Here is a 12,621-nt window from a genome sequence, read left to right on the forward strand (position 1 = left end):
GCAGTGCTTCTGGTTGAGGTTGTCTCGCAAGGTGCCTGGCTGGCAGACCGGGTTCAGGTGCCAAGGCCCTGGCCGGCGACGGCGGCGGTGGCGTTTCGATGTCGTCAGTGTTTCCGATATTCGGTACTGCGTGAACCACCGTTCCCGTGGCGACATGCGCGTCACCCACTCCAGGGCCGGGCGTTGTCGTTGTTGCTGAGCCGCTCATCACGGAGCCGGTTTCCGTCGTCGACGGTTCACCTTTTGGGAACAGCAGGTAAGAGGCGAATCCCAATCCAGCCAGGAACACGCCCGTGATCAGCACCTTGCCTGTATTCGTCATATCTAACAAACGGGTCGTTCAAGCGATGCGATACACCCATGATAGTCGACTGTCCAGAATGGAATCCAGGGTCAGAAACGAAGCGCCACCCGCGCGTTGAAAACATCGAAGTACGCGTGGTTTGAGAGCGGACCGGGATAGCATCGTCCGATAGCCGTCGGAACGGTGCGTTTCTGAAGGGAGAGAGCGGTGTAAGATGGCCGCATGCCGTGTCCTGGAGGCTCGCCGTGTTTGCCGATCCTGTTATCCAGATCCCTGCGTTCATCGAATTGACGTTGCTTGTGATCGTCTTGATCGCCGTCAGCGTGGTCCGTGCGCGACGGCAACGGGAACGCCAGCGCAACCGCCCCGGTGCTGGCCCGCAGGCGAGCAGATAGAGTGGCCGCCGACGTTCCACGAAGCTTGCACGTTTAGTACCGCGCACCTATGCGCTGTGGTTGCGCAGCCGCGTGTCGGCGCAGGTGAAGAGCGCGCGCAGCTCGCGTTTTATCGCAGCACCGCGCGCAGCCTTACCAGGCCATCGTGTGCAGGGCAGGGTCCCCGCACATCCCATCAGCCGCCGTAAATATCGAAGTCGAAGTACTTAGCTGCGAGCTTCCTGTAGGTGCCGTCCTTGAGCATATCCGCGATGGCCTTATCGATCTTTGTCTTCAGATCGGGGTCGTCCTTGCGCAGACCGATGCCGGCGCCGATGCCGAGCACCTTCTCGTCGACCAGTTCTTCGCCGACGAACTGGTAGCCCGCGCCGCGCGGCGTCTTCAGAAAGCCCAGGTCAGCCTGCACTTCGTCTTGCAGCGTCGCATCCAGACGACCCGACAGAAGATCGGAATAGACCTGATCCTGATTCTGGTATGACACGACGTTTGCGCCCTTCGGCGCCCAGAAGGTCTTCGCGTAAGTTTCCTGGGTGGTGCCCTGTTCGACCCCCACCGACTTGCCTTTCAGCGATTCCGTGGTCGGCAGGATCGTCGAACCCTTCTTTACGACGAGGCGTGTCGGCTGGTTGTAGATTTTCGTCGAGAAGGCGATCTGCTCGGCGCGTTGCGGCGTGATGGACATCGACGACAGCACCGCATCGAACTTCTTGGCCTTCAGGGCCGGGATCATCCCGTCAAAGTCGTTTTCGGACCACACACACTTCGCTTTCAGGCGCGCGCAGATTTCATTGCCGAGATCAATGTCGAAACCGACAAGCTTGCCATCAGCTGCCTTCGATTCGAACGGTGCATAGGTCGCGTCGGTACCGAAGCGGATGGTGGTCCAATCCTTCGCGTGGGCTGCGCCTGCCGATACGGCAAGCAGGGTAACCGAAACGGCTGCAATCAGTTTCTTCATCTAATTCGCTCCTTGGTGTGGTCTGTCCAGTTCAGAACGGTAATTCGTGAGGATTGCGCACCGGAAGCCAGCGACCGAAACAGCATTGCTCGCCCGGACGGGGCCCCTCTCTGGCGGGGCATCCGCATTGGGACTATAGGCCAAAAATAAAATAAAAGTCTAGAATGGACAAAAATATACATCGTCGATCATGAGGCCCGGGTATCGCCGAACCCTTGAGCATTTCGTCCGAGCGGACGTCGCGTGATGCCTTGCGCCCCTCGCAGAGCGCGAAAAGCAGCTACTTGCGGCGGTGCCGGCATACGCAATACTGGGCGAGGCCGTGTTTTGGGACACGCTCGCTCGTCGTTTTCCCCTGATTCAATCAGCGATCCTGGAACCTGGCCGACCCGACCCCTCCTGACGGTCGCCCTTGTCTGCGATCCAGTCAACGTCTGCGGCCGGGCCTCAAAAAGAACGCCCAGGAAAATAAGTTATCCGAATCAAATGGGGGGTGCGAACCTGCGCGGTTTTAGCCTCAGAGAACACGAAGGGGCTGATACGAGAGGATTCCGCTACGACTCCGGCAAGACCAATTGCACCCGAAGGCCTCCGTCCGGATGATTGTCCACGGAAAGGCGCGCTCCGCAGCTCCGCGACAGTTTCGCAACGATGGCGAGACCGAGACCCCAGTGGCGGTCGCTGCCCTCTTTGCCGCGCAGACGAACGAACGGCCTTGTCGCGTTGGATAGCTCGTCCGCCTGGATTCCGGCGCCATGGTCGCGCACGCTGAGAAGCCATCCGTCGGGATCCCTCGATGTACTGATCTCGATCGGAGGCGCCCCGTGCGCGAGTGCGTTGTCGACGAGATTGGCCATGAGGCGTTCGAGCAGCGTGCGCGGCATGGCGAACTGCGGGCCGGCCCTCAGGTCGAGGGCGAACCACGCTTTGTCCATCACACTGGTGAACGAGAACCGGTCGCGCAGGAACGCGTCCACGGGCACGGTCTGCTGGTCTGCACCGGACTGCCCGACTACGTCGAGAAATTGCTGCGCAATGGTCGAAAACGAGTCGATGTCTTCGACGAAGGCGACCCGCTTGTGCCATTCGGCAATGCCGAGCGCACGGGTACGCAGACGCGCGGTCCGGAACTTCATATACCGCGTAAGCCCTACTATGGCGACGGATTGATCCTCGGCCGCCTCATGGCGGCGACGGAGCATCTCGTTGAACGTCCTGACCAACTGACGCAACTCGCCGAGTCCCTGCTCGGGAAGCACGGTCAGCTGTCGGCCATTCCTGTACTCGCACGCTGTGCGCGTCACGTCCGCGAGGGGGCGCCGCATGAGCCGGGTACCCAGGAACGCGAGAGCGAGGAGTTCCGCCCACGTCAAAAAAACGAGGCGGGGCTCGAACGGAGAATCGAGGGATGTCATGAACTGCAGTGGACCGTCCCTGAAACTGGGCTGCACAGGCGGTAAAGGTTGTGCGGAGACTTCACCGGTGATTCCTGTTGCCGGCCCTTCGATGGCGTGTTCCCGCAGGTCGACCAGTTTCGGCCGGACGACAACGTCCGGCTTTGCCACCACCGGCGCGACCGCCACCGCCGGCCGGAATACGGACGAGGGAAGGGCAAGGGAGTTTCCCAGGGAATGCTGGGTGGAGTCCAGCGTGAAAACAGCACCTGGCGTATCCCGGTCGTCGTAGCCGGAAGATTGCGCCGCAACCTGCGTGAGGCAACCCGCGCCCGATACCAGCAACGTCACTATCGAAAGCAGAATCAGATTTTTGAACAAGGTGTCCAACGGTTCCTCTTTCCATCGTTGAGGGGAGGGCGGTGCCGATCGCGCATCCCGGGCGAGCCGGACGTGAAATTAAAATGTCACGAGGCTAAAGAATCCCAGGCGATGTCCGTTAACAAGTAAAAAGAATCGACGTGGCCGCAGCCGGTCTGGTTGGAGAGCGTCGCCAGCACATCATCGCAAAGCTCGTGACTATAAAACCTGTGAACATGCGCCGGGAAGTGCAAGTCCTTACCAAATCTTTCCTTTTGTTCCGCTGACCGGATTCACAGGCAGGCGGGCGCGTTGTCGCTTTCGGGGCGCGCAACCGCAGACCGGCAACGAAGGTCGGCCTGGGTTTCCGCGGATGTATCCGTCTCTGCCGGCCCGCGCCTGAACCGGATGGGGGCAACACGGGCGTTTCATGCCGCACCGCTGCAGCGTTTCTCCGGACGCGTGACAGGAAAAGAACCTATGCTTGTTTGGGCGGCGCATACGAGCCTCCGTCGGAGGGTCTGCGCCGTCGAACAGGAGGCACGTCATGCGTATGCTGCTCAACGTCCGGATCCCGAATGAGCCCTTTAACAGTCTCGTGCGCGATGGAACCGCGGGAGACGTGGTCGGGCGGATCATCGAGGACTGCAGGCCCGAGTCGATCTATTTCACCGAGCAGGATGGTGCCCGCGGAGCCGTTGTCGTTGTCGAAGTCGCTTCGGCGGCCGACATTCCAAGGCTTGCCGAGCCCTGGTTTCTGATGTTCGATGCCGAGTGCGAGTTACGCATTGCGATGACTCCGGAGGATCTTCAGAAAGCCGGACTGGACAAACTGGGCTCCAGGTGGCAATGAGCAGCGGCTGTCATCGCGGCTAAAGCGCTGACCGATAACGGGAAAGGCGCCCGCGGCGCCGTTGAAGGACCGGTAAGCAGCGGAAAGATGAATTTCGTCTGGCTACAACGGCGTGAATGGCAAAATCACCGGCTTCGCACAGACGTAGAAACCGGAAAGAGAGAATGTCTGAACTCAGGCTGGATCTGAAGCTCACGACCGACGGATCGCATCAACTCGTGCTATCGCTGCCGCACGGCCCCTACCTCATGGACGCGAACGGTGTGGAAGTGCTCGCCCGGACGCTGGCGCAGCAGCGGGACAAGATGCAGCCGGCGGTCGCCATGAGCAATCCGACAGGACCGCGGACTGCCATTCTCGACCCGCGCTGGTACGTCGCGCACGAGTCGCTCATCGACGGATGCGCGCTTCATCTTCGTCATCCCGGCTTTGGCTGGCTTTCGTTCGGGATGCCGCGTCAAAGCCTTCTTGACCTTCAGAAAATCATCGCTAACGTGCTCGACCGTGTGCAGCACGAGCAGGAATCGTTGCGGCCCAACTAGCGCATGTCGTCGTGTGCGTCCGGTCTCGATGGTTCTTCCGGTTGTGGGTGAAGCGCAAGGGGCTTGCAGGCGGGGTAGCGAGGCCTGTGACGCGTCCTGGCGGGTTGGGAACGGATGCACCGAGGCTCGCCGCGCCGATCCCGCTGTCGATGCGCTTTCGCGCAATCGGATAAGATCGACACTATCGGCAGTTCATTGAAGGCCGCCCGTAAGCCGATGGCGGCCTGTCGTCCTCCAACTATCAGGAACACAACATGGTCACATCGAGCTATACAGATACCCGACTCTTGATCAACGGCGAGTGGTGCGACGCTGCGAGCGGTAAAACCATCGACGTCATCAATCCGGCAACCGGTCAGGCGATCGGCAAGGTTGCGCACGCCAGTATTGTCGATCTGGATCGGGCACTGGCCGCCGCGCAAAAGGGCTTCGAGGCCTGGCGCAGGATTCCGGCCAACGAACGCGCGGCGACGATGCGCAAGGCTGCGGGCTTCGTGCGTGAGCGTGCCGAGGGCATCGCGCGCCTGATGACGCAGGAGCAGGGCAAGCCCTTCGCGGAAGCGCGCGTCGAGGTGCTGGCCGCGGCCGACATCATCGAATGGTTCGCCGACGAAGGGCGCCGTGTCTACGGCCGGATCGTGCCGTCGCGCAATCTGTCTGCGCAGCAACAGGTGCTCAAGGAGCCGATCGGCCCCGTGGCGGCGTTCACGCCGTGGAATTTCCCGGTCAACCAGATCGTGCGCAAATTGAGCGCCGCTCTCGCGAGCGGTTGCTCGTTCCTCGTGAAGGCGCCGGAGGAAACACCGGCTTCGCCTGCGGGCCTGCTGCAGGCGTTCGTCGATGCAGGCGTGCCGGCCGGTACGGTCGGCCTCGTGTTCGGCGACCCGGCTGAGATTTCCAGCTATCTGATTCCGCATCCGGTCATCCGCAAGGTGACGTTCACCGGCTCGACGCCGGTCGGCAAGCAGCTGGCGGCACTGGCTGGCGCGCACATGAAACGCGCGACCATGGAACTGGGGGGGCACGCGCCCGTCATCGTGGCCGAAGACGCCGACGTGGCGCTCGCCGTCAAGGCGGCGGGCGGCGCGAAGTTCCGTAACGCGGGGCAGGTCTGTATTTCGCCGACACGCTTCCTCGTGCACAACAGCATCCGTGAAGAATTCGCCGCGGCGCTCGTGAAGCACGCGGAAAGCCTGAAGCTGGGCGATGGTCTGACCGAGGGCACCACGCTCGGGCCACTCGCCAATGCGCGACGTCTTTCCGCGATGGACAAGGTTGTCAGCGACGCACGCGCGACCGGCGCCACGGTCGCGACCGGTGGTGAGCGCGTGGGCACGGCGGGCAACTTCTTCGCGCCTACGGTGCTGACGAACGTGTCGCTGGAAGCCGATGTGTTCAACAACGAGCCGTTCGGACCGGTCGCGGCGATCCGCGGCTTCGACAAGCTGGAAGACGCGATCGCCGAGGCCAATCGTCTGCCGTACGGGCTTGCCGGCTATGCGTTCACCCGGTCCTTCCGCAATGTCCATCTGTTGTCGCAGCAGATGGAGGTTGGCATGCTGTGGATCAACCAGCCCGCGACGCCGTCGCCGGAAATGCCGTTCGGCGGGGTCAAGGATTCCGGTTACGGGTCCGAGGGCGGTCCGGAGGCGATGGAAGCGTATCTCGTGACCAAGGCTGTGTCGATCATGGCGGTATGACAAAGCCGCGACCGACCTGGTGTCAACCAGCACGTTGTTGAGCGTGCTGCAGATCGTGCTGGCGCGCCCGCTCATTCAGAGGGGGCGCGCCTCATGGTCCGACCGTTTGTCCATTTAGTGATGAGCCGCCTGTGAACCCATTCTCCGAGACAGAAGCGGGTCGGATGCTCGCCGGCAAATGCCTGTGCGGAGCGGTGCACTACGCTGTGAAAGACGAGTTTGTCTATGCGCTGAACTGCCATTGCTCGAATTGCCGCCGCGCAACCGGCTCGGCATTCAAGCCTTTCGCCGGAATCGAGCATCACAAACTGAGCCTGACTCGAGGCGGCGACAACCTGTTGATCTTCGGCGACGAGCGAGCCGCTCACGATGTTCATTGCAAGACATGCGGATCCTTGATGTATTCGGTGGTTCGGGAGGGCGCGTTCGTGCACGTCACGCTTGGGACGCTCGTCGATAACCCGGCTATTCGCCCCACCGCACATATCTTCGTCGGCTCCAAGGCGCCGTGGTTCACGATCACGGATCAATTGCCTCAATACGACGAGTTTCCTTGAAGAGCCTGCACACGAACGCAATAGCCGGACACCGCCTTGCAGTTCGGCTCAGCACGCATCGCGCCACAAGACCTCGAGTCTGATTGAGCGAATGCTGCTCTATATCCGGATGGAAATGCTATAGCGTGTCGAATACCAGACTCTCGCGCATAGGGTCGCTGCGTGATAACACCACTCGCACGTTTTACCCAGACTGAACAAATCTAATTTGCATAGTATTGCGCCTGTTATAACGATCGCGCGGAATACCCGGAAAGGATTTTTATATTGACAGGCGATTCAGCCTAATACATAGTTATTGCATGCAATCGCTCAACATTATCGCCATCACAAAACACCGAATGAACGCCGTATGGGGCGTGTCATCGGGGGCGTGTGTGCGTTAGCAATCTTCAAAATCGCAAATCACAAGGCCTCGCCGGAAACGGATGGGGCCTTTTTGTTTTATGTGCCTTTTCCGTCTGTCGGCTCTATTGACGGAGAAGAAGATGGATCGTGCAAGCCAGCAGTCCGTTTGTCCCGATTTAACCGGATGCGATTCGCGCGAAGCGAACCGGTTGCCGAGAAGGGTAATCCACTTCGCGCTCATGCCGGGGCGGACCGTTTCGCTGCGTCTGGACGCGGATTCCGAAATCCGCGTTCGTGCCACACGTGTATGGCTCACGCGCGTTTTCTCTCCCTACGACTACTGGGTCCAGCCGGGAGATGTCATCCGGTTGCAGCGTGGCGAGCGTATCTGGCTGAGCCCAGACGGCGACGAAGTGGCCGAAGTGACGCTCACCAGCGAATACATCGAGCGGTATAACGCAGTCAGTCGCTGGATTTCCCGGTGGGCGGAACGGCTGTTTGATCTGTCTGTTCCGCGTTCGCGATGAATGCAGGTATTGGGTCCTGTTATCCGGGCATGTCGCCACGGGGATTGACAAAATCTTCCATGTGGATGAAGCTTGATGCCATGAACTACCACGCAATCCTGATCGCGCTGATTATTAGCACCATTCAACGAATGGTGGGTTAGCGCGCGTCTGATGGTAGTGACCGAAACCCGCCCCAAGAGGCGGGTTTTTTGTTTCCGCCTCCTGGATGCATGAAGACCACCCAGGAGCTTGCCATGCCGGCACACCAGACCAGACACGCTGTCGAAAGCGAGAGCGTGATCCAGCAGAACGACTATCTGAAGAAAACCCTGACCGCCCGCGTCTATGATGTGGCCCGCGAGACGGAGCTCGAACATGCACCGAATCTGTCGGCGCGGCTACGCAATCCGGTGTACCTGAAGCGCGAGGACAATCAGCCGGTTTTCTCGTTCAAGCTGCGCGGCGCCTACAACAAGATGGTGAATTTGCCGGCCGACGCGCTCGAGCGCGGCGTGATCACCGCCTCGGCGGGCAACCATGCGCAGGGCGTGGCGCTGTCGGCGGCACGGCTTGGCGTGAAGGCGATCATCGTGGTGCCGGTGACGACGCCGCAGGTGAAGGTCGACGCGGTGCGCGCCCACGGCGGCCCGACGGTCGAAGTCGTGCAGGCCGGCGAATCGTATAGCGACGCCTACGCGCATGCCGTGAAGCTTCAGGAGGAGCGCGGCCTCGCCTTCGTCCACCCGTTCGACGATCCGTACGTGATCGCCGGCCAGGGCACCGTGGCGATGGAAATCCTGAGTCAGCATCAGGGCCCGATCCATGCGATCTTCGTGCCGATCGGCGGTGGTGGCTTCGCGGCGGGCGTGGCCGCTTACGTCAAGGCGGTGCGGCCCGAGATCAGGGTGATCGGCGTGCAGACCGAGGATTCCTGCGCGATGGCGCAGTCGCTGAAAGCCGGGGAGCGCATCGCGCTGAACGAGGTGGGCCTCTTTTCGGACGGCACCGCGGTGAAACTGGTCGGCGAGGAAACCTTCCGGCTGTGCCGCGCGTATCTCGACGAAGTGCTGCTGGTGAATACCGACGCCCTGTGCGCCGCGATCAAGGACGTCTTCCAGGACACCCGCAGCGTGCTCGAACCGGCGGGCGCGCTGGCGGTGGCGGGCGCCAAGCAGTACACGGAACGCGAAGGCATCGAAAACCAGACGCTGATCGCGGTCACCTCGGGCGCGAACATGAATTTCGACCGGATGCGCTTTGTCGCCGAGCGTGCCGAAGTGGGCGAGGCCCGCGAAGCGGTGTTCGCCGTGACGATCCCCGAGGAGCGCGGCAGCTTCAGGCGCTTCTGCGATGTGGTCGGCACGCGCAGCGTCACCGAATTCAACTACCGGATCGCCGATGCGCGTTCGGCGCACATCTTTGTGGGCGTACAGATCCGCAATCGCGGCGAACCGGCGGAGATCGCGAAGGCGTTCGAGGCGCACGGCTTCGCCACCGTCGACCTGACGAACGACGAACTGTCGAAGCAGCATATCCGCTACATGGTGGGGGGCCGTTCGCCGCTCGCGCACGACGAGCGGCTGTTCCGCTTCGAATTCCCGGAGCGGCCGGGCGCGCTGATGAAGTTCCTGTCGTCGATGGCGCCGGACTGGAATATCAGCCTGTTCCACTACCGCAACCAGGGCGCGGACTACAGCTCGATCCTGGTCGGCATTCAGGTGCCCGGCACGGAAGACGGCGAATTCGCCCGTTTTCTCACGACACTCGGCTATCCGTACTGGGAAGAAAGCGCGAATCCGGTCTACCGGCTGTTCCTTGCCTGACAGACCGGCCGGGAAGACCGCCGTTCACAGACGATGAGCACTCGCGGATGGCGAAAGTGCTATGTAAGCCTTTTATGGCTTGCCACGGCAACGTCACAGCGTCATTGCCCGAGGCCGGCGCGTGGAACGACGGCCGCCGCCACGATCAACAGTAAGGCCCGGATACGGTTCGCGGGGGGCTGGAGCCTTGTCCCGCGGGACCCACAAAAAAAATTGAAGTCTCGCGTAGTTTGTACCGTTATAGGGGGTGTCTTCACACGGCGAAACTATGATGTCCCACTCCAGTCCGGTATCGTCTTCAGGCAAGAAGCGCCGCGTCGCCAGCCAGGTAGCGGCCAGTACGCGATTGCTGCCGCTCCCCGATGAGGTGGTGAGCGCTCTGCTGATCGACTATCACATGGCTTTGGCCAGTCTGCGTCAGGGACGCGGCGATCTGCACCATTTTGTGACGATGGCGCGGGTTGTCGTGGTGTCCTGCCACCTATTCGACGCAGGCTACGGCGAGGCCCATATCGACGGTTTGATGGAAGTTCAGGACGCGCTGGATCGCAGCCACCGGATGGCTGCGCAGACCGGCAACTGGTGCCTGGACGACGCGACGTTCGAATTGCTCGCCGACCTGTTGACGCTGCACGAGCAGCAACTCCGTGAAGCGCCGTTTCACGTCGTCGCCAGATCGAACGAGAAGATGGAGCAGGGCGTCAGCATGTCGGGCGCCCGTGCGTCGGGTATGCGCACCGCGGCGTGATTCGCGCGGTATTAGTCTCTTCTGTCCCCGCTGCCGGGAAATTCAGCTTTACGCGCTTCCATACGTCCGGCGTCCGCGCACGCGCTCGACGATCCGCCCGAACGCGAGCCATTGCTGCGCCAGCAGACCCTGTCCATAGGCGCGCCCCACGCCATGCGGCGCGGGCAACTGGTCACGGATACCAGTTGGCTCCACCGTCCTGTCCCACGAGGCGGTGCGAAAGATCATGTCCCACCACGGAAACAGCACGCCGAAATTGCAGCCATAGCGGGTGCCCTCGTGGCCATAGCCGACCGCATGATGCCGCCGATGGAAAATCGGGCTGACGATCAGACGTTCGAGCAGCCATCCATAAGGCAGCCGGGCGTTCACATGCTGGACGCTCTGCATGAAATTGCCGACTGCCACCAGCACGACGAACTGGGTCGGCTGCACGCCGATGAAGAGCGAGATAGCCGCGAAGAACGCTGCCTGGATGATGTCGTCGAGAAAGTGGTTACGATCGTCGGCCCATAGCGACATCTGCTGCTGGCTGTGATGCACGGCATGCAGTTCCCACCACACGCCGAAGCGATGCTGCCACCGGTGATACCAGTAGCCCGCGAAATCGAGCACGACGAGATAGATCAGGAACGACACGACCGGCTGGTCCGTCACGCCGGGCCCGATGCTGTCGAGATCGATGTTGGGCACGTTGTGGATGACCATCAGGCTCTGCCAGTGGTTGAACAACGGCTGCAGCATGAAAAAGAACGCGGTGTTGATGATGCCCAGTTTGGCGATCCAGGTGTCGATCACGTCGGCGCGCAGCGCCTTGCGGTCGCGCCATGTTTCGGCGGGCCGCAGCGCCTCGAGCGGCCGCAACGCGAGATACGTCACGATGACCTGCAGCGCGCCGATGATCACCCAGTAAAGCGCGTCGTACGTATCTTCGTCGTACCCCATCAAACCGACGCGGTAGAAAAAGGGTTGCACGACATCGACATACAGCAGCGTCTGCAGCGCCGAGATACCGTTGTCGAGCTGGGCGAGGATTTCGTGAATCATCAGAAGTCTCTTTGAAAGCGGGTCATGCGAGGCATCGGGTTTGCTCTTCAGTCCGGATTCGGCGCGACGACCGGCGCCCGTTCGGCGAAGTACAGGCCGTGCGGCGAGCGGCCGACTGCAATCGTCTGGACCAGCTTGTGCGTGGTCATATCGATCACACCGACATGCTTCGCGAACCGGAACGTCACCCATAGATAGCGGCGATCGGCCGATAGTTCCATGTCGTCCGGCCCAGGCATCAGTCCGGTGATGTCGCCGACTTTGGTCAGGGTGTTGTAGTCGAGGATGCTGATCGTACTGTCGACGCGATTGGTGACGGCGACGTGCGAGCCGTCGTCGAGATTGCGGAAGTTGTGCGCGCCGCGCCCCGTCTGGATTCTTTTCACCACTTGCCGGCTGTGCCAGTCGACGACGGCCACGTCGTCTTCGCCCGTCATGCCGACGAGCAGATAGCGATCGCCTGGCGTCATCCAGAGCCCGGCCGGCGTGTTGCCGACCGGCATCTTCCACAGGACGGTTTGCGTGGGCAGATCGATGGCGGCGAGTTCGCCGGTGTCCTGCAACGTGATGAACACCGTGCGGCTGTCGGATGAGAACGTCATGTGGCTCGGCGTTTTCGCGAGCGGGACGCGCGCAGCGAGCGTGAGGTCATGACCGTCGTACCGGTAGATGTCGATGCGGTCCAGACGCAAGCCCGCCGTCACGAACCACTTGTGGTCCGGAGAAAAGCCCAGCTGATAGGGATCTTCGATGTTATCGATGCGTCGCTGAAGCTGGCCGGTGTGCGGGTCGACGAACATCAGATCGTTCGAGACCGAATCCGCGACGATCAGCGAGTGGCCGTCCGGTGTGATCATCAGGTGATGCGGCTCCTTGCCGGTCGGCTCGGTGCCGACCACTTTGTGAGTCGCCTGATCGATCAGGGTCAATTGAGCTTCGCCCGAATCGAGCACGATGATCCGGTCAGCGGCGTGTGCGGAACCGACGCAGGTCGATGCAACGAAAAAGGCTGTGAGCAGGCTGGATCTTGTAGCTGAAATGATGGGTAATTCAGGCATTTTGAAAGATTGCGCGCAAAGAAGC

The 12,621-nt window shown here is 61.3% G+C and carries 12 protein-coding genes; 8 read left to right on the top strand and 4 right to left on the bottom strand.

Annotated features, from left to right (window positions below; all coding sequences use genetic code 11):
* Positions 1–549: 549 nt before the first annotated feature.
* The gene (locus tag P3T23_RS30540; protein ID WP_429319816.1) at positions 550–699 is read left to right on the top strand and encodes a hypothetical protein; all 150 of its coding nucleotides are present in this window, start codon (positions 550–552) and stop codon (positions 697–699) included.
* Positions 700–874: 175 nt separating this feature from the next.
* Here the strand turns inward: P3T23_RS30540 and P3T23_RS30545 are convergent, their stop codons facing one another.
* Together P3T23_RS30545 and P3T23_RS30550 are read right to left on the bottom strand one after the other, a co-directional pair.
* Positions 875–1,657: an ABC transporter substrate-binding protein gene (locus P3T23_RS30545; RefSeq protein ID WP_429319817.1), complete on the bottom strand. Its 783-nt coding sequence runs from the start codon at positions 1,655–1,657 to the stop codon at positions 875–877.
* 554 nt (positions 1,658–2,211) lie between these two features.
* Entirely contained in the window at positions 2,212–3,441 is a 1,230-nt protein-coding gene (locus tag P3T23_RS30550) for an ATP-binding protein (protein WP_429319818.1), read from the bottom strand.
* A 517-nt stretch (positions 3,442–3,958) separates the two neighbouring features.
* Here P3T23_RS30550 and P3T23_RS30555 point away from each other — a divergent pair.
* The 7 genes from P3T23_RS30555 to P3T23_RS30585 all read left to right on the top strand — a co-directional run bounded on the left by P3T23_RS30555 (position 3,959) and on the right by P3T23_RS30585 (position 10,491).
* Entirely contained in the window at positions 3,959–4,264 is a 306-nt protein-coding gene (locus P3T23_RS30555; protein ID WP_429319819.1) for a panthothenate synthetase, read from the top strand.
* A 164-nt stretch (positions 4,265–4,428) separates the two neighbouring features.
* On the top strand, positions 4,429–4,806 hold the full coding sequence (locus P3T23_RS30560) for a hypothetical protein (protein ID WP_429319820.1): 378 nt from the start codon (positions 4,429–4,431) through the stop codon (positions 4,804–4,806).
* 254 nt (positions 4,807–5,060) lie between these two features.
* A complete protein-coding gene (locus P3T23_RS30565; protein WP_429319821.1) occupies positions 5,061–6,506 on the top strand; it encodes an NAD-dependent succinate-semialdehyde dehydrogenase in 1,446 nt (481 codons plus the stop codon).
* A 164-nt stretch (positions 6,507–6,670) separates the two neighbouring features.
* On the top strand, positions 6,671–7,063 hold the full coding sequence (locus P3T23_RS30570; RefSeq protein ID WP_429319886.1) for a GFA family protein: 393 nt from the start codon (positions 6,671–6,673) through the stop codon (positions 7,061–7,063).
* A 488-nt stretch (positions 7,064–7,551) separates the two neighbouring features.
* Complete coding sequence (locus P3T23_RS30575; RefSeq protein WP_429319822.1) at positions 7,552–7,938, top strand: DUF2917 domain-containing protein; 387 nt, start codon at positions 7,552–7,554, stop codon at positions 7,936–7,938.
* Positions 7,939–8,174: 236 nt separating this feature from the next.
* Positions 8,175–9,743 carry a threonine ammonia-lyase, biosynthetic gene (gene ilvA, locus P3T23_RS30580; RefSeq protein WP_429319823.1) on the top strand — a complete coding sequence of 523 codons (1,569 nt, stop codon included), beginning with the start codon at positions 8,175–8,177 and terminating at the stop codon, positions 9,741–9,743.
* A 271-nt stretch (positions 9,744–10,014) separates the two neighbouring features.
* Positions 10,015–10,491 (top strand): hypothetical protein, encoded by a 477-nt coding sequence (locus P3T23_RS30585; RefSeq protein ID WP_429319824.1) that lies wholly within the window; start codon positions 10,015–10,017, stop codon positions 10,489–10,491.
* Positions 10,492–10,539: 48 nt separating this feature from the next.
* On the opposite strand, the gene P3T23_RS30590 is transcribed toward P3T23_RS30585, so the two are convergent.
* The gene (locus tag P3T23_RS30590) at positions 10,540–11,538 is read right to left on the bottom strand and encodes a sterol desaturase family protein (RefSeq protein ID WP_429319825.1); all 999 of its coding nucleotides are present in this window, start codon (positions 11,536–11,538) and stop codon (positions 10,540–10,542) included.
* 47 nt (positions 11,539–11,585) lie between these two features.
* A complete protein-coding gene (locus P3T23_RS30595) occupies positions 11,586–12,596 on the bottom strand; it encodes a beta-propeller fold lactonase family protein (RefSeq protein WP_429319826.1) in 1,011 nt (336 codons plus the stop codon).
* Positions 12,597–12,621: the final 25 nt, after the last annotated feature.

It is taken from the genome of Paraburkholderia sp. GAS448 (assembly GCF_050435685.1).
Lineage (GTDB): Bacteria > Pseudomonadota > Gammaproteobacteria > Burkholderiales > Burkholderiaceae > Paraburkholderia.

Bases quoted from the DNA above. Each gene is read 5' to 3' on its own strand.
- P3T23_RS30545 (WP_429319817.1), bottom strand. From the start codon at position 1,657: ATGAAGAAACTGATTGCAGCCGTTTCGGTTACCCTGCTTGCCGTATCG.
- P3T23_RS30555 (WP_429319819.1), top strand. From the start codon at position 3,959: ATGCGTATGCTGCTCAACGTCCGGATCCCGAATGAGCCCTTTAACAGT.
- P3T23_RS30560 (WP_429319820.1), top strand. From the start codon at position 4,429: ATGTCTGAACTCAGGCTGGATCTGAAGCTCACGACCGACGGATCGCAT.
- P3T23_RS30565 (WP_429319821.1), top strand. From the start codon at position 5,061: ATGGTCACATCGAGCTATACAGATACCCGACTCTTGATCAACGGCGAG.
- P3T23_RS30570 (WP_429319886.1), top strand. From the start codon at position 6,671: ATGCTCGCCGGCAAATGCCTGTGCGGAGCGGTGCACTACGCTGTGAAA.
- P3T23_RS30575 (WP_429319822.1), top strand. From the start codon at position 7,552: ATGGATCGTGCAAGCCAGCAGTCCGTTTGTCCCGATTTAACCGGATGC.
- ilvA (WP_429319823.1), top strand. From the start codon at position 8,175: ATGCCGGCACACCAGACCAGACACGCTGTCGAAAGCGAGAGCGTGATC.
- P3T23_RS30585 (WP_429319824.1), top strand. From the start codon at position 10,015: ATGTCCCACTCCAGTCCGGTATCGTCTTCAGGCAAGAAGCGCCGCGTC.
- P3T23_RS30590 (WP_429319825.1), bottom strand. From the start codon at position 11,538: ATGATTCACGAAATCCTCGCCCAGCTCGACAACGGTATCTCGGCGCTG.
- P3T23_RS30595 (WP_429319826.1), bottom strand. From the start codon at position 12,596: ATGCCTGAATTACCCATCATTTCAGCTACAAGATCCAGCCTGCTCACA.